The sequence below is a fragment of the Lachnoanaerobaculum sp. OBRC5-5 genome (assembly GCF_000296385.1).
Classification (GTDB): Bacteria; Bacillota; Clostridia; order Lachnospirales; family Lachnospiraceae; genus Lachnoanaerobaculum.
Map to the genome: position 1 here is coordinate 1,166,484 of NZ_JH815185.1, position 20,301 is coordinate 1,186,784.

At 37.1% G+C, this 20,301-nt stretch carries 19 protein-coding genes; all 19 read right to left on the reverse strand.

The window, feature by feature from the left end; all coding sequences use genetic code 11:
* Positions 1-12: 12 nt before the first annotated feature.
* The 19 genes from plsX to recN all read right to left on the reverse strand — a co-directional run bounded on the left by plsX (position 13) and on the right by recN (position 20,283).
* A complete protein-coding gene (plsX, locus tag HMPREF1135_RS05395) occupies positions 13-1,005 on the reverse strand; it encodes a phosphate acyltransferase PlsX (protein WP_007592860.1) in 993 nt (330 codons plus the stop codon).
* A 143-nt stretch (positions 1,006-1,148) separates the two neighbouring features.
* A complete protein-coding gene (locus tag HMPREF1135_RS05400; RefSeq protein WP_007592862.1) occupies positions 1,149-1,397 on the reverse strand; it encodes a hypothetical protein in 249 nt (82 codons plus the stop codon).
* A 1-nt stretch (position 1,398) separates the two neighbouring features.
* The gene (gene cbiG / locus HMPREF1135_RS05405; RefSeq protein ID WP_007592863.1) at positions 1,399-2,400 is read right to left on the reverse strand and encodes a cobalt-precorrin 5A hydrolase; all 1,002 of its coding nucleotides are present in this window, start codon (positions 2,398-2,400) and stop codon (positions 1,399-1,401) included.
* 5 nt (positions 2,401-2,405) lie between these two features.
* Positions 2,406-3,251: a CPBP family intramembrane glutamic endopeptidase gene (locus tag HMPREF1135_RS05410; protein ID WP_007592864.1), complete on the reverse strand. Its 846-nt coding sequence runs from the start codon at positions 3,249-3,251 to the stop codon at positions 2,406-2,408.
* A 73-nt stretch (positions 3,252-3,324) separates the two neighbouring features.
* Positions 3,325-4,431 carry a 30S ribosomal protein S1 gene (rpsA, locus tag HMPREF1135_RS05415; protein ID WP_007592865.1) on the reverse strand — a complete coding sequence of 369 codons (1,107 nt, stop codon included), beginning with the start codon at positions 4,429-4,431 and terminating at the stop codon, positions 3,325-3,327.
* Positions 4,412-5,260 (reverse strand): 4-hydroxy-3-methylbut-2-enyl diphosphate reductase, encoded by an 849-nt coding sequence (gene ispH, locus HMPREF1135_RS05420; protein WP_007592866.1) that lies wholly within the window; start codon positions 5,258-5,260, stop codon positions 4,412-4,414. Before ispH ends, rpsA begins: the two co-directional genes overlap by 20 nt.
* Positions 5,257-5,922: a (d)CMP kinase gene (gene cmk / locus HMPREF1135_RS05425; RefSeq protein ID WP_007592867.1), complete on the reverse strand. Its 666-nt coding sequence runs from the start codon at positions 5,920-5,922 to the stop codon at positions 5,257-5,259. The genes ispH and cmk overlap by 4 nt, the downstream gene beginning before the upstream one ends.
* Positions 5,903-7,144 carry an NAD(P)/FAD-dependent oxidoreductase gene (locus HMPREF1135_RS05430; protein WP_007592875.1) on the reverse strand — a complete coding sequence of 414 codons (1,242 nt, stop codon included), beginning with the start codon at positions 7,142-7,144 and terminating at the stop codon, positions 5,903-5,905. The genes cmk and HMPREF1135_RS05430 overlap by 20 nt, the downstream gene beginning before the upstream one ends.
* Position 7,145: 1 nt before the next feature.
* The gene (locus HMPREF1135_RS05435; protein ID WP_007592881.1) at positions 7,146-8,465 is read right to left on the reverse strand and encodes an aspartate kinase; all 1,320 of its coding nucleotides are present in this window, start codon (positions 8,463-8,465) and stop codon (positions 7,146-7,148) included.
* Positions 8,466-8,492: 27 nt separating this feature from the next.
* A complete protein-coding gene (locus tag HMPREF1135_RS05440; protein ID WP_007592883.1) occupies positions 8,493-12,227 on the reverse strand; it encodes a phosphoribosylformylglycinamidine synthase in 3,735 nt (1,244 codons plus the stop codon).
* Between the two features lie 22 nt (positions 12,228-12,249).
* The gene (locus HMPREF1135_RS05445; protein ID WP_007592885.1) at positions 12,250-13,473 is read right to left on the reverse strand and encodes a 6-phosphofructokinase; all 1,224 of its coding nucleotides are present in this window, start codon (positions 13,471-13,473) and stop codon (positions 12,250-12,252) included.
* A gap of 15 nt (positions 13,474-13,488) precedes the next feature.
* Positions 13,489-14,007: a sigma-70 domain-containing protein gene (locus tag HMPREF1135_RS05450; protein WP_007592887.1), complete on the reverse strand. Its 519-nt coding sequence runs from the start codon at positions 14,005-14,007 to the stop codon at positions 13,489-13,491.
* A 1-nt stretch (position 14,008) separates the two neighbouring features.
* Entirely contained in the window at positions 14,009-14,488 is a 480-nt protein-coding gene (locus HMPREF1135_RS05455; RefSeq protein WP_007592889.1) for a DUF5721 family protein, read from the reverse strand.
* The gene (locus HMPREF1135_RS05460) at positions 14,475-15,452 is read right to left on the reverse strand and encodes a hypothetical protein (protein ID WP_007592891.1); all 978 of its coding nucleotides are present in this window, start codon (positions 15,450-15,452) and stop codon (positions 14,475-14,477) included. The genes HMPREF1135_RS05455 and HMPREF1135_RS05460 overlap by 14 nt, the downstream gene beginning before the upstream one ends.
* A gap of 9 nt (positions 15,453-15,461) precedes the next feature.
* Positions 15,462-16,241, reverse strand: a complete 780-nt coding sequence (locus HMPREF1135_RS05465; RefSeq protein ID WP_007592892.1) for an HAD family hydrolase — start codon at positions 16,239-16,241, stop codon at positions 15,462-15,464.
* The gene (locus HMPREF1135_RS05470; RefSeq protein WP_007592894.1) at positions 16,241-16,699 is read right to left on the reverse strand and encodes a divergent PAP2 family protein; all 459 of its coding nucleotides are present in this window, start codon (positions 16,697-16,699) and stop codon (positions 16,241-16,243) included. Before HMPREF1135_RS05470 ends, HMPREF1135_RS05465 begins: the two co-directional genes overlap by 1 nt.
* A complete protein-coding gene (locus HMPREF1135_RS05475) occupies positions 16,696-17,181 on the reverse strand; it encodes an HD domain-containing protein (RefSeq protein ID WP_007592896.1) in 486 nt (161 codons plus the stop codon). The genes HMPREF1135_RS05470 and HMPREF1135_RS05475 overlap by 4 nt, the downstream gene beginning before the upstream one ends.
* On the reverse strand, positions 17,178-18,620 hold the full coding sequence (glgA, locus tag HMPREF1135_RS05480) for a glycogen synthase GlgA (RefSeq protein WP_007592898.1): 1,443 nt from the start codon (positions 18,618-18,620) through the stop codon (positions 17,178-17,180). The genes HMPREF1135_RS05475 and glgA overlap by 4 nt, the downstream gene beginning before the upstream one ends.
* 13 nt (positions 18,621-18,633) lie before the next feature.
* Complete coding sequence (gene recN, locus HMPREF1135_RS05485) at positions 18,634-20,283, reverse strand: DNA repair protein RecN (RefSeq protein ID WP_007592900.1); 1,650 nt, start codon at positions 20,281-20,283, stop codon at positions 18,634-18,636.
* Positions 20,284-20,301 lie beyond the last annotated feature (18 nt).

A 20,301-nucleotide genomic window follows, 5' to 3' on the forward strand; every position in this document is an offset into this window, starting at 1 on the left:
TTTTTCTCCATTCTAATTCTTTGTCATTTTTTCTCTTATAATATCACTCAAAGCTTCTTCTTTAAAGCTCTTGCATTGTAAAATTGAATTACAAATTTCATTTGCCTTTGAATTACCATGTGCTTTTACCACAAGGCCGTTCAAACCAAGTAAAGGCGCTCCGCCGTATTCACTTGCGTCAAAAGACTTTAATGTCTCTTTTAATGATGATTTTATCATCATTGCACCTATCTTTGTAAAGACATTTTTCATCAAAGCATCTTTTATCTTACCAAGCAGTGTAGAACCCAGGCCTTCATAAAGCTTAAGTATAACATTACCTACAAATGCCTCACAAACTATAATATCGGCACCGCCCTTGGGTATCTCTCTTGACTCTACGCTGCCGATGAAGTTTATATCGTCACATTCTTTCAAAAGCGGCATGGTCTCTTTTACAAGAGCATTTCCTTTTTCTTCCTCGGCACCTATATTTACAATGCCGACTCTCGGATTTTTTATACCTATTACTTTTTCCATATACAAGGAACCTATTCTGGCAAACTGAACCAGATGTTCAGCCCTTGCATCCACATTTGCACCGCAGTCTATAAGCAAAGACACTCCTTTTTCCGTAGGAATAAGCGGCGCCAATGCAGGTCTGAGTATTCCCTTAATCCTGCCTACTATAAGCTGTCCGCCTACAAGAACGGCTCCTGTGCTTCCGGCGCTTACAAATCCGTCCGCCTTACCTTCCTTTACAAGGTTCATTCCCACTACTATTGATGAATCTTTCTTTGCTCTGATAGCCGCTACAGGTGCTTCCTCATTTGTTATTACCTCAGATGCGTAAACCGCACTGCATCTGTCCTTATACTCTTCGGTTATCTTCCCCTCTAAAACCTCCTTCTTACCGACTAAAATAACATTAATGTCTTTATCTTTCTTTAAGGCATCAAACGCCCCTTTTATTATTTCTTCGGGTGAATAATCTCCACCCATTGCATCTAATGCAACTGTAACCATAACACACCTCGAAAGTAAGTTTTACTTTGATACCATTGTATCATATATGAATAGAAAAATATTCGCAATATGAAATTATTAATATAGAAAATATTTTTATTATATTTGGTATAACCTGTATTTATAGTCTAATAATTTGTCCGTCAAATCTTTAATGCCGTAAACTCATTATCACGCCAAAGATATACCGCATTTGCACCTGAGAGTTTCTTTCTGACAATTCTTCCCTTTTCTTCCAAAGCTTCCCCCTCTTTGCCGAGAGGTGTAATTACCCTGTTGTCTTCTATGATACACTCCACATCATCATGATACAGATTCTGCAAATAAACTTTATAAGAATTTATTTTTTCAAAATCATTTTCATTTTCTTTATCAACTATAAGATATACCATATCATTCCCGTCCTATAGCAAGAGTCATGCCGCCTTTTGCCGTTTTTCCCAGTATCAGATTATTACACTGTATAAGAACCGATCTTTCACATACATTCCCTACACCTACAGTCTGTTTTACAAAATCGGACTCGTTAAACTCTCCTTCAACCTCGTTTAGTTCATCCTTTGAAAAAGTATTAAAAGGAACCGAGAGTCTTTTGCTAAGTTCTTTGATTGCATTTTCATCTTTCTTTATATCAATGCTGCCTACCGCCTTCACTGCTCTTATATCAATTCCTTCTTCTTTCATTACTTCATTTACAAAATCCCACATTTTTTGTGTATCCGTATTTTTTTTACATCCTACACCAAGATATATATCCTTGGGTATAAGAGTCAGTACATTGTCATCATAAGTTCTGTCGGTAATCCTTACCTTTAACTCACAGTCCGCATTTAAAGGATTCAATTTCTTTTTGATATCTTCCACATTTATGCTATCAATATCACTGTCAATATCCACCGACTTTTTATCAAGCAATGCGGCACTCACATCCTTTGCAAGTTTTCTGGATGAGATTATTAAATTATGCTTTTTTGCAAATACATCCACCGCAAATGTGTCGTTTATATCGGTGGCTGTAGTAATAATAGGAGTGGCACCAAGTGCCCCTCCTATATATTCCGCCAACTCATTGGCACCACCCACATGTCCTGAGAGCAGAGATATCACATATCTTCCAAGCTCATCTATAACCAGCACCGCAGGATCGCTAAATTTATCTTTTACATATGGTGCAATGCTTCTTATCGCAATCCCTGTAGCTCCGACAAAAATAATTGCATCATCACTGAAATGCCTCTTTACGGTTTCTTTCAAGTCCGTAAAGGCTTTCATTCTACTGTCTGAAATATACTTTGACATTGTATATGATGAAACATTGTTATTCTTCAATATATCCATCAATCTGATATTTATATCTTTACCATTTTTTGTAAATGAAAAAACAGTTATATTCATATCTTTTATAATCCGTATGTATATGTTTCGGTTTCGGTTTCCCTGCTTTCAGGTTTCTTTAAGCAGAAAATAACAAGCAAAATAACAGCCGGAATAACCATTGCATATGATATACGATTTATAGCCGTATTTACCAAATCGGTATTAAGAGCCGGAGGCAGATTTCCGATTGTATTGTTTACCATATGTATAAAAATTGTGTAAAAAATATTTCTCGTCTTGTAGTAAATAAGCCCCATAATACAGCCCATTATCGCCGTATATACGCTCTGAACAAAGATCATATGCCAGATACCGAATAATACTCCGGATACAATTATTGCAAACCACGGACTCTTTGTTATTCTCTCAAGTGAGTTGAAAATAAGCAATCTGAAAAGTATCTCTTCAACTATAGGTCCTATAATTGATATTGAAAGCAATGACCAGATATATGCTCCCGACTCCAAATCATCATATACTCCTGAAAAATACTCCACATTCTTTGCTATAAAAGGTATTGATACCAAAAATCTGTCAACTATTTCAAACCAAAGGCCTGCTATACCATAGAATGCAAATCCCATTACGATACAGAAAATAAACCCTTTTACAAATCCGAGCTTGATTCCTTTTTCATGCTTCTTAACTATAAATATAGCCAATATCAGATAGATAACAATAAGTACCACCGATATCAATGTATCTACAAAAGCATTTATGCTCGGTAAAAGCGCATCAGGTACTATCATATATTTTACATCCAGATAATTAAATCCTCTGAATATAACATCACTTAGCCACTCATAGCTAAGGTATAAAAGTGCAACCACAATGCACCAAAATACTACATTTTTATAATTTCTCTTCATACATCTCCTTATTTTTCCGTTAAAAAGGTCGCAGATGAAAACACCTACGACCTTGTATAAACTAAAGTATTTATTATTCTTCAACAGACTCTGAAGTTCTTGCGTTCTCTTTCTCAAGCTCTTCATTTGCCTGTGTCAAAGCCTTGATACTTAATGAGATCTTCTTGTCTGCCTCATTGAACTCAACGATAACAGCCTCAACCTCATCTCCTACCTTAAGTACATCTGAAGGTTTTTCAACATGGTCATGTGAAATCTGAGATACATGCAACAATGCATCAACACCGTTTGAAATCTCAACGAATGCTCCGAAATCTGTCATTCTTGCAACTTTACCCTTAACAACATTACCACGTGCGAACTTCTCTTCAGCGTCAAGCCATGGATTCTGATCAGGGAACTTCATTGAAAGTGCGATCTTCTCACCTGAGATATCCTTAATGAAGGCTGTAACGGTATCACCTGACTTAAATACCTTCTTTGGATTCTCTACTCTACCCCAGCTCATCTCTGAGATATGTAAAAGACCGTCTGCACCACCAAGGTCAACAAATGCTCCGAAATCTGTAACATTCTTTACTGTACCTTCAATTACATCACCCGGTGTTATCTTCTCAAATAAAGCCTTCTTCTGCTCTTCCTTCTTAGCTACAAGAAGCTGCTTTCTGTCACCGATGATTCTTCTTCTCTTAGGATTGAACTCTGTGATAACGAACTCAATCTCTGTATCCTTATATTTAGATAAATCTCTTTCAAATGTATCTGATACAAGTGATGCAGGTATAAATACTCTTGCATCCTCTACCACTACACTGAGACCACCCTCAACTACCTGTACAACTTTTCCTGTAAGAACCTCATGGTTGTTGAAAGCATCCTCAAGCTTCTTATTACCTCTATCTTGAGCCAATCTCTTGTATGAGAGGAGAACCTGACCTTCTCCGTCGTTTATCTTTAAGACTTTTGCTTCCATGTCATCACCGACATTTACAACTGTTCTTAAATCTAAACCGTTGTCATTACTATATTCACTTCTTGTGATGATACCATCTGACTTAAATCCGACATTAAGAATGATCTGATCTTCCTTAACATCAATTACCTTACCGTTGACAACTTCTCCCGTGTGTAGAGTCTTGAATGACTCATCTAACATTTGTTCAAAACTTAGATCTGACAATATTTTGAACCTCCTCAATGATATGTTTTGGGGTTGACGCCCCTGCTGTAATACCTACACTATCCACAGAAAGTAAAGCATCATAATCTAGGTCTTCAAGAGTTTGAATAAAAACTGTATTCTTACATTCTTCCTGACATATTTCCACAAGCTTGCCTGTATTGGAGCTTTTTTTGTCTCCGATAACTATCATGGCATCCACATTTGATGCTATATTTTTTGCCTCAGCTTGTCTTTCCTGTGTTGCATTGCAAATCGTATTAAAACATCTTACATCATAACCCAAAAGCGATATTTTATCAATGATTTCTTGAAATTTTTTATGATTAAATGTCGTTTGAGCCACAATTATTATTTCTTTATCTTTTTTTAATTCTAAATTTATAAATTGTTCGATGTTTTCAACCGCATAGGTATTTTCATCTCCCCAGCCTCTTATTCCCATCACTTCGGGATGCTCGGGATTTCCGATTATTACCACAGTTTTTCCTTTACCGCTTTGTACGGAAACTATGGCATGAATTTTTTTAACAAAAGGACAGGTGGCATCCACCACTCTATGTCCGCTTCTTTTTACAAAATTAAATATCTCTCTGCTTACCCCATGTGAGCGTATGATTACAGTGCCTTTAGGCAGTGAAGCCAAATCTTCTATCTTCACGGCCTCCACACCTCTTTTTTTCATATCCTTCACAACTTCCTCATTGTGAATTATGGGTCCCAGAGTATAGACTATATCATTGCCTTTTTTGGCTTCTTCATATACGGTGTTTACCGCTTTTTCAACTCCGAAGCAAAAACCGGCACTTTTTGCTAATTCGACTTTCATCTTTCCTCTTTTACCATCGACAGTATCTTTGATACCACCTCTTCAAGTGTCATATCGGATGAATCCAGATAATAGGCATCATCAGCCTGCTTTAAAGGTGAAATCTCTCTGTTCATATCGGCTTCATCCCTTTTTATTATCTCATCCTCTATATCATTTATATCCAAATCAGTCTGTCCCTTTTCTAAAAGTTCCAGATATCTTCTTTTAGCTCTGACTTTTGAACTTGCACTTAAATAAATCTTTAAATCGGCATTTGGAAGTACTACGGTACCTATATCTCTGCCGTCCATCACCACATTTTCTTTTTGTGCAAGTTTTCTTTGAAGTGCCACCAGCTTTTCTCTCACACTGCCTATTGCACTGAATTTACTTGCCAGTTTTCCTATCTCTTCAAGTCGTAACTTACCTGTGACATCTTCTCCGTTTAGGATAACTTTCTGTGCACCGTCTTCGTACTTTATGCTTATCTCAAGCTTGTCCAACAAAGATTCGATTCTGCTGTCCGTACCGTCCGCCACATTATTCTCCAAAAAGAAAAGCGCCACAGCTCTGTACATTGCACCTGTGTCTATATAAATATATCCGAGTCTTTTACTTAAGGCCTTTGCTATACTCGATTTACCCGCTCCCGCAGGTCCGTCAATCGCTATACTGTTCATTTCCTGCTCCTTCTCCTGCCGCATATCCTGTTGACCATGCTATCTGTAGATTATAACCGCCTGTAAATGCATCCAAATCAAGCACCTCACCTGCAAAGAACAAGCCCTTTATTTTCTTTGATTCCATAGTCTTCGGATTTATTTGTGAAACTTCAACTCCGCCCTTTGTTATTATAGCTTCATTAAAGCCTCTTGTAGAGCTTATCACATATTCCAGATTTTTTGTAGCATGAACAAGACTGTGTCTTTCCTCTTTTGTAAGTAGGTTCACCTTCTTATCGGGATCAAGTTTACTTTGATAAATAACCTCATCTATCAGCTTTGCAGGAAAGAGTTTATTTAAAGAGTTCTTCAAACTTTTATTTTTTTGCTCCGCAAAATCTCGTAGAATTCTTTCATCAAGCTTTTCATCATCCAGAGCCGGCTTTAAATCAATGCTTAGTCTGTAGCCTTTTATATTTTTGTTTCCGATAACTGCAGATGCGGATATTATTACAGGTCCGCTCACTCCGAAATGTGTGAAAAGCATTTCACCGAATTCATCATATACAAGCTTTTTGTCATTGTAGATATAAGCATGGATATTCTTTAAAGAAAGCCCCTGTAATGCCTTTATTCTCTCGCCCTCAATGTTAAAAGGTACTAAAGAAGGATAGAGCTTACTTACACTTAAGCCTGCCTCTTTGGCAAATCTGTAGCCGTCACCGTCGGAACCTGTAGCCTGATATGATATTCCGCCTGTAGCAACTATTACGGCATCCGCCATGATTTTATTTTTTTCGATTGCCACACCGATACATCTGTCATTTTCTATTATAAGCTCGTCCACCTTGGTGTTAAGTCTTATATCCACATGCAAATCTCTTATTGCATTTTCAAGTGACTTTATTATATCCGAGGAATGGTCGCTGACAGGAAATACTCTGTTTCCTCTTTCAATCTTAAGCTTTGTACCGTTGTTCTCTACAAGATTCATAATATCTTCATTTGTGAAGTTTTTAAACGCACTGAATAAAAATCTTTTATTACTTACAACATTTTCCATCACCGTATTCATGTCTGAGGCATTTGTAAGATTACATCTGCCCTTGCCTGTAATAAATATCTTTTTACCGAGTTTTTCATTTTTCTCCAGCAGTATTACCTGCTTTGATGTTAAAGCAGCGGAGTATGCTGCTATCATTCCTGCCGCACCTCCGCCTATTATTATTACCTTTGCCATTTTAAGATACCGATTTTACAAACATATCATATATAGCCTTTATAGTTGTTTCAAAGTCATTTTCTTTAACGCCTACAATGATATTAAGCTCTGATGAACCCTGATCTATCATCTTTACATTGACTCTGGCATGTGCAAGTGCCGCAAATATTCTTCCTGCAGTACCTCTGTTTGCCTTCATTCCTCTGCCAACCACAGCTATAAGTGCAAGTCCCGACTCCATCTCTACAGTATCAGGTCCTACGGCTCTGTGTATACCTGAAACTATCTGCTGCTCATGCTCTTCAAACTCGGACTGATGTACAAGTACGGTCATAGTGTCAATACCTGAAGGCATATGCTCTATAGAGATATTGTTCTGTGCAAAAACATCCAATACTCTTGCGCAGAAACCTACCTCAGAGTTCATCATTGCCTTATCGACATTTATAGCACAAAATCCCTTCTTTCCGGCAATACCTGTGATAGTAAATTTGGAACTCTTGCAAGTACTCTCTACTATCATTGTACCCTTATCTTCCGGCTTGTTGGTATTTCTGATATTAATAGGAATACCCTCTTTTCTTACAGGGAAGATTGCATCCTCATGAAGTACTGAAGCACCCATATATGCAAGCTCTCTAAGCTCCTTATATGTTATCGACTCTATGGTCTCAGGATTTGGTATAATTCTTGGGTCTGCCACCAAAAAGCCTGATACATCTGTCCAGTTCTCATACAAATCGGCCTTTATACCTCTTGCAATTATAGAGCCTGTTATATCTGAACCGCCTCTTGAAAATGTTCTGATTTTTCCCGAATGATCACTACCGTAAAATCCGGGGATTACCGCTCTTTGAACTTTCTCAAGTCTCTCGGAAACTTCCTTGTTTGTAGCCTCCGCATCAAATGTACCGTCTTCAAAGAAGAAAATCATCTCTGCAGGATCTATAAACTCAACTCCAAGATATTTTGCCATTATAATACCGTTTAAATACTCACCTCTTGAAGCGGCGTACTCTCTTCCGGCTTTAATTAAAAACTGTTCTTCTATTTTTGCGAACTCATGATCAAGATTTAAATCAAGTGAAAGTCCGTCTATAATTTCCTCATATCTTGCTTTTATTTTTTCAAATTTCTTTTTGTATGAACCGCCTTCTACAGCCGCATCATATGTCTCATATAAAAGGTCTGTTACCTTCTCATCCTTGGAATTTCTTTTTCCCGGTGCGGATGGAACAACAAATCTTCTTGATTTATCAGCCTTTATGATATCTCCCACTTTTTTAAATTGATGTGCACTGGCCAGTGAGCTGCCTCCAAATTTTACTACTTTTATCATTATCTTCTCCAAACCTTTTTATCTGATTTATCTGAAATATTTTACACCAGATTCAAAGATTTGCAAGTCCTGTTTTTCAAAAACATTTATAGCGACACCGTTTTCTCTTCTCTCTGAGTGTGCCATCTTACCGAAAATCCTTCCGTCAGAGCTTGTAATTCCCTCTATGGCCGCATAAGAACCGTTCGGATTGTACTCACCGCACATGGTAGGATTTCCGTTTAAATCCACATATCTTGTAGCTACCTGACCGTTTTTAAACAACTCATCTATTTTTTCTTTCGTAGCTACAAATCTTCCCTCTCCATGTGAAACCGGATTTGCATACACATCTCCGAGTTTTGCATTCATAAGCCATGGTGATTTATTACTTACCGTCTTAAGATATGCCATTTTTGAAATATGTCTGCCGATAGTATTTGTAGCCAAAGTTGCTGAAAGCTCTTCCTGTTCTTTTATATTTCCGTCAGGCAAAAGTCCAAGCTTTATAAGTGTCTGGAATCCGTTGCATATTCCAAGTATCAGACCGTCCCTGCTCAGCAAATCTTCGATCTCTTTTTTCAAAATTTCATTTCTGAACACTGTTGCAAAAAACTTTGCGGAACCGTCAGGCTCATCACCCGCAGAAAATCCTCCCGGGAACATTATTATCTGTGAATTTCTTATTTCATTTTTATATTGCTCTACAGATTCCTTTATAGCCAAAGGCGAACTGTTTCTAAATACAAATGCCTCCACACTTGCACCGGCTCTTCTAAATGCTCTTATTGAATCATACTCGCAGTTGGTTCCCGGCATAACCGGAATAAACACTTTAGGATTTGCATTTTTTTCTTTTGCAATATAAATGCTCTCAGCCCTATATATTTTATCTTCAAGTACCTCTTTATTTAAAGGCTCTTCCACTGACGGGAATACACTCTCAAGCGGTTTTTTCCAGTTTTTTAATATCTTATCAAGTGAAATCTCTTCCGCATTTACTATGATCTTCGGCTCTCTAATTACCTCTCCAAGATAAATTGCTCCTTCAAAATGAAGTTCCGACTCGGATTCCAGCAAAAAGCCTCCAAACTCCGGAGCAAATAAAGTCTCTTCATCCGCTTTAAGGCTTACACCTAACATATTTCCAAAGCACATCTTTGAAACAGCCTCCGCTATTCCGTTTCTCTCCAAAACAAATGCACTTACTATTTTTTTATTTGTTATCTCTGTTTGAATATCACTGTATATTCTCTTTAAATATTCAAAATCGGGAAGATTATATTTATCTCTCTTTAATTTTACGAAGTAGAGCTTATTCCCGGCTTTTTTCAGCTCTGTAGATATAATATTTTTATTATCACCTACCGCCACTGCAAAAGAAACCAAGGTAGGAGGTACATTTATATCATTAAATGAACCCGACATTGAGTCCTTGCCTCCTATGGATGCAAGCCCAAGCTTCATCTGTGCTTCATAAGCTCCAAGAAGTGCCGACAGCGGCTCTCCCCAAGTCGAGCTCTCAGTCATTCTTCTAAAGTATTCCTGGAAAGTAAAATGTACCTTTTTATAATCTCCGCCTGCGGCTACAATTTTACTTAAAGAGCTGACTATAGCATACATTGCCCCATGATATGGACTCCAGCTTGACAGATACGGATCAAATCCATAGCTCATAATGGTAACCGCATCACTTTCTTCATCCAAAAGCGGCAGCTTGGCTACCATACTTTGAGTCTCTGAAAGCTGATATTTTCCGCCGTATGGCATGAGTACACTTTTTCCTCCTATACTTGAGTCAAACATCTCCACAAGTCCCTTTTGTGAAGCCACATTCAAGTCGGAAACTGTTTTCAGCCATCTTTTTTCTATGTTTTTTTCTGTTTTGTTGTATTCAAAAGGATTTTCTGCTTCATTTGGCGCTTTCACATAAACATCTGTTGTGGAGGTGGCACCGTTTGTATCAAGAAATGCCCTTGATAAATCGACTATAGTTTTGCCTCTCCATGTCATTTGCAGCCTTTTTTCTTCCAAAACCTTTGCTACAATACTTGTCTCAAGATTTTCTTCCTCTGCATATTTGCAAAATTCTTCTACCGATTCAGGTGCAAGTACCACAGCCATTCTCTCCTGTGATTCCGAGATTGCAAGCTCCGTGCCGTCAAGTCCCGCATATTTTTTAGGCACTTTATCAAGATCGATAATAAGTCCGTCTGCAAGTTCTCCTATTGCCACAGACACTCCACCTGCACCGAAGTCGTTGCATTTCTTTATAAGTATTGTCACCTCAGGTCTTTTAAAAAGCCTTTGTATCTTTCTTTCGGTAGGTGCATTACCCTTTTGTACCTCCGCACCTGCAGTCATTATGGAATCGGTCTTGTGAACTTTGCTTGAACCTGTAGCACCTCCTATGCCGTCTCTTCCTGTTCTGCCTCCCAGAAGTACTATAATATCACCGGGGTCTGAAGTTTTTCTGATAACATTTGCTCTCTTTGCGGCTCCCATTACCGCTCCGATTTCCATTCTCTTTGCGACGTAGTTAGGATGATAAATTTCTTTTACATAGCCGGTAGCCAGACCTATCTGATTGCCATATGATGAATATCCGTGTGCGGCTCCTGTCACTATCTTTCTTTGAGGAAGTTTGCCATGCATTGTCTTTTCAATAGGCAATGTAGGATCTGCGGCACCTGTAATTCTCATGGCCTGATACACATAAGTTCTCCCTGAGAGAGGATCTCTTATAGCACCTCCAAGGCAGGTTGCCGCCCCACCGAAAGGCTCTATTTCCGTAGGGTGGTTATGAGTTTCATTCTTAAAATTGATAAGCCACTCCTCCTTTTTACCGTCTACTAAAATAGGTACAACGATTGAACAGGCGTTTATCTCATCACTTTCCTCCACATCGGTAAGAATATTGTCGGCCTTAAGCTTCTTCATAGCCAAAAGTGCAATATCCATCAGACAGATTTTTTTATCTTTTTTGTCCTTATAAAGTACCTTTCTGTCATTTAAATATCTTTCATATGATTCTTTTGCGGGAACGCCAAAAAATCCCTCCTCAAAGCTTACGTCTTTTAGCTGAGTTGAAAAAGTGGTATGTCTACAGTGGTCTGACCAATATGTATCCAATACTCTTATCTCAGTGACAGAGGGATTTCTGTTTTCATCATTTTTTAAATAATCTTGTATAAATTTAAAGTCATCAAATGTCATAGCCAAGGAAAGACTCTCATAACAATCTTTCAAGGCTTTTTCATCCATAGTTATAAAGCCTTCTATAGACTCTACATCCTTAGGCATTTCAAAGTCTTTTTTTAAAGTTTCGGGTATAGACTCATCGGCAATCCTTGAGTCTACAGGATTTATACAGTAATCTCTTATCCTCTCCTTGTCGGCTTCACTAAACCGCCCTGAGAAAATATAAGTTGTTGCGGAGCGGATATTTATATCATCTTCACTTCCCAGCAGCTTCACACATTGTATGGCGGAGTCAGCCCTTTGATCAAACTGTCCCGGCAAATACTCTACAGTAAAGTAAAAATCACTTTCAAGATGTGAAAACTTACTCTCAAAGCAGATATCCAGCGGCGGCTCACAAAATATAGTACCCAGGCTTTTTTTATAGTCTTCATCCGATATGTTTTCAATATCGTATCTGACCAAAACCCTGACATTATCAAGGTTTTTCAAGCCCAAATAGCTCCTAAGCTCACCCGAAAGTTCCTTTGCTCTGATAGCAAAATCCGGCTTCTTTTCTACATAAATCCTTCTAACGCCCATCTTTTTTCCTCCTCGGAAACCACTACTTAAGACTAATTATATGACTTTGTATTCCTTCGCAAACAATATTTGAAAGCTCACCCGTAATAAGCGGTTTCGCATATTCAATGAATTTTTCATTTACTCCAAATCCATCCTCGCTTATCCAGCCTCTAGGGATTTCTTTTTCTATGTTTGCAACTAAATTTATATCACATTTTCTTACAATAGACAAATATGGGGCGTCATTTACCCTGTCAAAATACATCATAACTCCGGTTTCACCTTCAATTCCGGCCTTTACACACAAAAATCCGATATTGAAAGCCTCATCTATATCGGTTTTACTTTGAAGATGAGCCGCCGCTCTTTGCAATGTATTTATTTCCACGGCTCTTGTTTTTACGCCAAGTTCATTTTTTATTTTTTTAGCAAGGTAAGCTGCAGTTCCTGAAAGCATCTTATGTCCGAATGCATCCACATTTCCCTCATCCTCGCTTATATAATTTCCGTTTTGATCTTTTATACCCTCGGATACCGCCACAACAATATTGTTCTTTTCATTGAGTCTGTTTCCGAGTATATTTATAAATTCTTTTAAATTTAAACCTATTTCAGGTAAGAGAATGAAATCCGCTCCGTCATTGAAACTGTTCTTAGCCAGGGCTGCAGCTGCTGTAAGCCAACCTGCATTTCTTCCCATTATCTCAACAAATGTCACACTCTTTAAATCATATACATTTGAGTCTCTTACAACTTCCGAAATACATGTAGCTATATACTTTGCCGCACTTCCGTATCCCGGTGTATGATCTGTAACAGGTAAATCATTATCAATAGTCTTCGGAACTCCGACAAACTTTATCGGACTTCCTATTATTTTTGCATACTCCGACATTTTCAGTATTGTATCCATAGAATCGTTTCCGCCTATATAGATAAAAACATCAATACTGTACTTTTCAAGCAGTTCAAATGCTTTTTGATAAACTTCATTGCCTGCTTCGGGCTTTGGCAGTTTGTATCTGCAAGAACCCAGATATGAACTCGGTGTTCTTTTTAACAGTTCAATATTAAGCTCTGAATTAAGTGTTTCATCAAGGTCTACTATTTTTTCATTTAAGAATCCCTCGATTCCGAATCTCATTCCATACACCTTTTCAAATCCGAAATGCTTTGCTCCGCAATACACTCCCGCCAAAGATGCATTAATAGCCGCTGTAGGCCCTCCAGACTGACCTACAATCAAATTTTTTCTCTCTTCCATAAGCTTCTCCATATTCTAAATATTATTTTCCGGATCCATTGCGTTCAAACTTATTTTTAAAAGTTCTTCCACTTCATCTTTCGGAACCATAAGTCTGTCTGAAAGTTCCTCTACGCTTGCTTCTCTGCCATACTCCTGTGCCAAAATCCTTGATGCTTCCATAAGATCGTTCAATCTCTCAGCCAGCATATTTGAAGCATTCTTTACCTTTGTTTCCTCATCAATTATCTCATTGAGTCTTTTTTCCACAGCTGTTCTTATCTGAGCTTTTAAATCTCCCGATTTATACTCAGCCACAGCCATTGTAAGCGCCAGATGACTCTCACTTATCAAATCCGTTATTTCCTGACCGCAACCTACAAAGGGTTGTATAAGCTCTGTAGCATACATCATATGACCTTCGATAATCCTGTTTTTTGCACTGTTATCCCCACTTAAGAGTGCTTTTTTTAATGTATCAAGTTCCGATTCTTCAAGAGGTTTTATTTCCTTCATATCCTCCAGATACATCTCAAGAATGCTCTTATCTTTCACTTTATTCTCCCGTTTCTTCCATTGTAATATTTATTCTTATAAACATATTTTTTACATATAAATCAAATGCATCTGAAATTTTTCTGTCAGGTAAAAAAGTTTTCGGTGAAAATGAAGATATTAAATTCATTTCTTTATTTGAATATCTTATATTCAAATACAAATCCCCATCTATATCTTTTGTTGTATTGCTTTTAATCCAACCTCTTTTAAATTCTTCTGAAAACTTAAAAATCAGCTTGAAAAAAGTAGGTCTTCTCTTTCCCTTTATTATTCCAAAGCAAATAGGCCTTATCTCACCCCAGGTACAAAAATCTCTGTTTTCTTCTTCGTCAAAATAAGGCTTATTAAGCTTACAGTTGATATCATATTTTACAAATGTATGAAACTCGGCTTCCACAACAGTGAATTTATCGAATATATCTGTCATAAAGAGTAATTTTGTAAATTCCTTAACTTCTAAAATCTCAAAGACCTGCATTTGCTTCCTCCGACCAAAGTGTAAAGAAATCTCTTCCCGAAAGATGAGACCCTGAATTTTTGCAAACCTTATCGAACTCGCTTTCGTTTATATCTATAGGATTTTCTTTTACAAACTCATTATATAAATTCAACAGATATGCCGATTCTCTTTCCTCTTTTATTCTTTGCTTATTCTTTTTTGTGGCTTCCGCATTATAGCTCTTTACACATTTATAAAGCACATATTTACCCTTGTTTGTAACTATGGGGCTTACACTTCCGTCTTCCATTACTCCCAAAGTGTTCTTTACATCATCAGTTTCGTTATTTATCGCTATGCTTCTTGAAATACTGTCGCTTTCAGAGAATTGAGTTGCCAGCTTCACACAATTCTCTCCATTATTTAATCTGTCTAAAAGAGTATTTGCAAGTTCAAAATCAGAAACCTCAATCACATGAAAATCCATTATTCTGGCTTCACTTTCACTGACTTCTTTTACATTCTTTTCAATCAATTCTTTTTTTGTTTTATCCACCAGGACATAATCCATGAAAACCGTATCACAGTCTTCCTGTGTAAGCCCCGGAAAACTTTCACTGTTTGCTACATTTTCATCGTAAAATATCTTTGAAAGCTTTAATGCTTTTGTTTTATCCTGCTCCGATAATGTAATATTTTCGTTTTCCGCAATTCTTTTAAGTACAACAAGTTCTTTATAATAATTTTTTAAATCATTATAAAAATTATCTCTGAATGTAAATTTTGTGTCCTTGTCAACATAGCTGTCCCATATTGCATCTGTATATGTATCGGTCATAATTTGACTCTCCGACAATGCGGGAATAAGCATCTGACTGTAATTATATCCAAGTTTGTTTTCTGATAAATTTATCGTTATATTTTCACTTATGCCGGACGTTTTTATTCCACAACCTGAAATAAAAAGAGCCGTTATGAATCCGACTAAAAATTTTCTCTTCAATTCCGTCTCCTAAAGCAGATAGTTTAATATCTTCAAAACTCCAAGGTTTTCATTGCTGTCTGCCATAAATCTTGCCGCTTCCTTTGCTACAGGAGCCGCATTTTCTACTGCAAATGAATAGTAAGCCACCTTAAACATTTCAACATCATTGGCCTGATCACCGAAAACCATTGTCTCGTTTTCCTTTATATCAAAAGCTTCCTGAAGCTTCTTTAGAGCATTTCCCTTGCTCACTCCCTTTGCGGTACAGTCAAGCCACATCTCACCTGCATAATTTACCAAAAGTTTATCCGAATATTTTTCTATAATATCATCGGCCTTACCGTATAAATTCTCCGAATATGCGGAAATTTTTATTATATTTTCCACCTTGGTAAGGTCGTCTACAAGTTCTATTCTGCCCCTGTATCCTCCTCTTATCCAGTCTATAAGAAATTCATTGTTTTCCTCAATATAGTATGATGATTCATCGGCAACCACCGCAATCAAATCCTTGTTTTTTCTTAAATCAAGAATCAATTCCTTTGAAATCTTATCATCCATTTTATTTACAAACAGACTTCTACCGTTTACACCGATATAAGCTCCGTTATCTGATATATAAAATATCTTGTCCTTTACTTCTTCAAAGACATTTTCTATACTCACCCACTGCCTTCCGGAGGCAACGGCAAAATGAATTCCTTTGTCATGAACAGCCTTTATCATATCAACTATTCTTTTGTCAAGCTTGCCGCCGCCGTCACTTACCAAAGTTCCGTCCACATCCGAGGCAATAAGTTTTATCATTAATATATTCCTCCAATTACAAATGCTATAACAATACCTAAAATCGCACCCATAAATACCTGAAGCGGAGTATGTCCTACGAATTCTTTCAATCTCTCTTCAAAATGTTCAAAATTATCTTCAAAAATATTATTTTCCAGAATCATATTAAGAAGTTTTGCCTGCTTTCCCGTCTCTCTTCTTACTCCCATTGCATCATACATAACAACCAAAGCAAAAATAAATGTAACGGCAAACTCAAAGCCTGCAAACCCGTGTTTTAATGCACTTGAGGTTGCCAGAGCACATACCGTAGCCGAATGTGAACTTGGCATTCCGCCGCTTCCCCAGAGTCTGTCCGGTGAAAATGATTTATTATACCATATATCAATCATTGTCTTTAAAAGCTGAGCGACCAGCCATCCAAGAGCCGCACTGATGAGCACCTGATTTGAAACAATATCATCTAAAATACTCATACAGTCCCCTCCCCTGCTCTGTGAACATTTTTCATATTTGCAATTATTTCATTTACAGAAGTTGACTTGTCAGCCATTGTAAGCACCCATCCCTCCCTTGAAAGAGGAGGAATCGGTGTTAAAGGAAACATATGAGTTTTAATCATACTTGCTTCCTTATTTGTTATATTAAAATACTTTTTGGCATTTTTTGCCGCTTTATAAGGATGTGTAAAGCCATGTAAAAATGCTCCCGTTTCCTTTGTCGGTCTATGCCAGTCATAAAGGTAAAAATCATGTAAAAGCGCCGCTCTTGCAGCAGATTTATAATTTAAACCAAGTTTTTTGCACACTAAATATGTTGTATATGAAACGTCTATACTGTGCTCCATTGTGGATGTACATCCATGCTGAACAAAGCCGTCAAGTTTTTGAAAAATTTCGCTGTTAAGTATATCTTTAACACATTCCATATACTCTATATTATTTAAATATTCTTTCATCCTATTAACCAATCATACAGAGCCTGATACTCAAGTGCAGACTGCTTCCATGAGAAGTCCACAGCCATCGCTCTGTCAATCATCTTATTCCATTCTCTTTTTTTATCATAATAAATATGCTTTGCAAAATTTATTCTGTCAAGCATCTCATGTGCATTATAGTTTGCAAATGAGAAACCTGTACCCTTTGACTCAAATTCATTGTAGCTCTCTACGGTATCACAAAGTCCGCCTGTCTCACGAACTATAGGAAGAGTTCCGTATCTTAAAGACATCAGCTGGCTGAGACCGCACGGTTCAAACAATGAAGGCATAAGGAAGGCGTCCGCAGCTGCATATATCTTATGTGACATCTCCTCGGAGTAATAGATATTTGCAGACACTCTGTCCGGATACTTCCATGCATAATGTCTGAACATGTTTTCATATCTGTCATCTCCGGTTCCCAGTACCACAAGCTGTACATTCTCCTCACAGATTTGATCCATCATATATTCCACCAAATCAAATCCCTTTTGATCCGTAAGTCTTGAAATAACCGCAAGCATAAACTTATTGTCATCTACAGGCAGTCCAAGCTCCTTTTGCAAAGCTCTCTTATTTTTAATTTTTTCTTTTCTGAAGTTCTTGCTGTTATAATTTTTATAAATAAGCTTGTCTGTTTCAGGGTCAAACTCATTATAATCAATACCGTTTACAATACCTCTCAGATCATTTTGTCTGGCTCTTAAAAGCCCGTCCAATCCTTCACCGTAGAAAGGATTTTGAATTTCATTTGCATATGTCTTTGATACTGTTGTTATAGCATCAGCATATACAAGTCCACCCTTTAAGAGGTTGGCATCCTTAAAAGCCTCCAACTTATCAGGTGTGAAATAATAATCACTTAAGCCTGAAAAATACTGTATTGTCTTAACATCCCAAGTACCCTGGAATTTAAGATTATGTATTGTAAATACGGACTTTATTCCTCTAAAGAAATCTCCGCCTGCAAATCTGTCCTTCAAATATACGGGAACCAATCCGGTCTGCCAGTCATGACAGTGAATAAGATCCGGTCTGAAGTCTACAAAAGGCAGTGCACATAGAGCGGCCTGTGAGAAGAAAATAAACTTTTCAATATCATAAAGCCAGTCTCCATAAGGCTTTGGACCTCCGAAGTACTCTTCATTATCTATAAAATAAAATGTTACTCCTTCAACTTCCTTCTTTAACACTCCGACATACTTACTTGAGCCGGCATAATCAATATAGAAATCACCTATATATTCCAGAGAGTTTCTTATTTCTTCCTTCATACACATATACTTCGGCAAAATAACTCTGGCATCAAAATATCTCTTATCCAAATACTTCGGTAAAGAGCCGACCACATCCGCCAAACCGCCTGTTTTAATAAACGGTACCGCTTCCGATGCAACAAATAATATCTTCTTCATATGTGTTCCCTCCTTATTTCCTTGAGTCCGCTTCCTGTATCATTTCCCTTGCGGTTTTAAGTACAACTTCAGTCAAATTATTTCCGCCGATCAATCTGGCTATCTCTTTTATTTTACCATCCTTATCCAGTAAATCAATATTCGTTTGTGTAGACTTTCCGTCTGTAGACTTTGATATAAATAAATTTTGATCCGCCATTACAGCTATCTGCGGCAAATGTGAAATACAAAGTACCTGATGAGTTTTTGATATATGGCTAAGTTTTTCACCGACTTTTACAGCGGTGTTTCCGCTTATTCCCGTATCTATCTCATCAAATATCAAAGTCTGTATATCATCATTATTTGCAAAAACAGTCTTTAATGCAAGCATTATTCTGGACAGCTCACCGCCGCTTGCAACCATATGTAAAGGTTTTAGAGGTTGCCCCGGATTTGTACTTATCAAAAATTCCACCGCATCAAATCCGTCTCTTGAAATCTTCTCTCTCTTTGTAAATTTGATTTCAAATTCCACTCCGAGGAAGTTTAAATCTTCAAGTTCTTCCTTTATTCTTTTGGCCAATGTAACCGCAACATCTTTTCTTATTTCGCTGATTTTGGTACAGTCTTTTATAATACTCTCTTCAAGTTTTATCGCATTTTCCTTCAGTACAAGTACTTCATCCTCAAAGTCTTTTAAAAATTCAAGTCTCTTTTCTTTTTCTTTTAAGAGCTCTTTGATTTTATTATAATCACTTGAATACTTTGATTTTATATGTCTTATTGTATCCAGTCTCTCTATAACCCTGTCATGTTCTTCCTCGTCATATTCAAGATTATCGAGATATCTGCTTGTATAATGCATTGTTTCGGCTATCAAATCTTCAATTGTATTTAAATTTGACAATACAATGTCCAGATTGTCGTCCAATACGGCAATCTCTGAAACCGACTTGATATTGCTTCCTATATCTTCGTTTTCAAGCTCTTCAAGCAAATCTGAAAGCACATCATTTATCTTTGATATACTCTTTCCCTTTTTAAATACCTGCTCAAGTTCCTCTTCTTCATTAGGCTTTATATTTGCTTTTTTTATTTCGGAGATTTCAAAATCAAGTATATCGATTTCTCTTTTCCTGAGCCTTTCATCTATTCCTTCCTGAATTCTTTGATTTATCTTTTTTAACTCACCGTAATTTTTTGATAAATTCTTCTTTATCTCCATAAGCTTTTCAGGACAAAAAGAATCCAACAGTATCAGATTGTTACCTGCACTTAGAAGTGATTGATGTTCATGCTGTCCGTGAATATCAATCAATGTGTCTGTAATCTCTCTTAACTTGGCAAGAGTTACGGTTTCATCATTGATTCTGCACACACTTCTTGTGGAGCTTATTTTCCTGGTTATTATCAGTAAATCGTCTTCAAAAGATATATCCAATGTTTTCAGTTTTTCTTTTCGCTTCTCATCCAATGTGAAAATAAGTTCTACAATACCTTCATTTTCACCTGTTCTTATAATGTCTTTACTCGTCTTTGCACCCAAGGCAAGATTTATTGAATCTATCAAAATAGATTTTCCCGCACCTGTCTCACCGCTAAGTACACTAAGTCCCTCTTTAAAGTAAATATCCGCTTTTTTTATTAATGCAAGATTTTTTATATGTAATTCTATCAGCATAATTCTCCTTTTTAGATA

Coding starts and splice junctions, on each gene's coding strand:
- plsX (WP_007592860.1), bottom strand. CDS start 1,005: ATGGTTACAGTTGCATTAGATGCAATGGGTGGAGATTATTCACCCGAA.
- HMPREF1135_RS05400 (WP_007592862.1), bottom strand. CDS start 1,397: ATGGTATATCTTATAGTTGATAAAGAAAATGAAAATGATTTTGAAAAA.
- cbiG (WP_007592863.1), bottom strand. CDS start 2,400: ATGAATATAACTGTTTTTTCATTTACAAAAAATGGTAAAGATATAAAT.
- HMPREF1135_RS05410 (WP_007592864.1), bottom strand. CDS start 3,251: ATGAAGAGAAATTATAAAAATGTAGTATTTTGGTGCATTGTGGTTGCA.
- ispH (WP_007592866.1), bottom strand. CDS start 5,260: ATGAAAGTCGAATTAGCAAAAAGTGCCGGTTTTTGCTTCGGAGTTGAA.
- cmk (WP_007592867.1), bottom strand. CDS start 5,922: ATGAACAGTATAGCGATTGACGGACCTGCGGGAGCGGGTAAATCGAGT.
- HMPREF1135_RS05430 (WP_007592875.1), bottom strand. CDS start 7,144: ATGGCAAAGGTAATAATAATAGGCGGAGGTGCGGCAGGAATGATAGCA.
- HMPREF1135_RS05435 (WP_007592881.1), bottom strand. CDS start 8,465: ATGATAAAAGTAGTAAAATTTGGAGGCAGCTCACTGGCCAGTGCACAT.
- HMPREF1135_RS05440 (WP_007592883.1), bottom strand. CDS start 12,227: ATGGGCGTTAGAAGGATTTATGTAGAAAAGAAGCCGGATTTTGCTATC.
- HMPREF1135_RS05445 (WP_007592885.1), bottom strand. CDS start 13,473: ATGGAAGAGAGAAAAAATTTGATTGTAGGTCAGTCTGGAGGGCCTACA.
- HMPREF1135_RS05455 (WP_007592889.1), bottom strand. CDS start 14,488: ATGCAGGTCTTTGAGATTTTAGAAGTTAAGGAATTTACAAAATTACTC.
- HMPREF1135_RS05465 (WP_007592892.1), bottom strand. CDS start 16,241: ATGATAAAACTTATTGCCTCGGATGTGGACGGAACTTTGGTAAGTGAC.
- HMPREF1135_RS05470 (WP_007592894.1), bottom strand. CDS start 16,699: ATGAGTATTTTAGATGATATTGTTTCAAATCAGGTGCTCATCAGTGCG.
- HMPREF1135_RS05475 (WP_007592896.1), bottom strand. CDS start 17,181: ATGAAAGAATATTTAAATAATATAGAGTATATGGAATGTGTTAAAGAT.
- glgA (WP_007592898.1), bottom strand. CDS start 18,620: ATGAAGAAGATATTATTTGTTGCATCGGAAGCGGTACCGTTTATTAAA.
- recN (WP_007592900.1), bottom strand. CDS start 20,283: ATGCTGATAGAATTACATATAAAAAATCTTGCATTAATAAAAAAAGCG.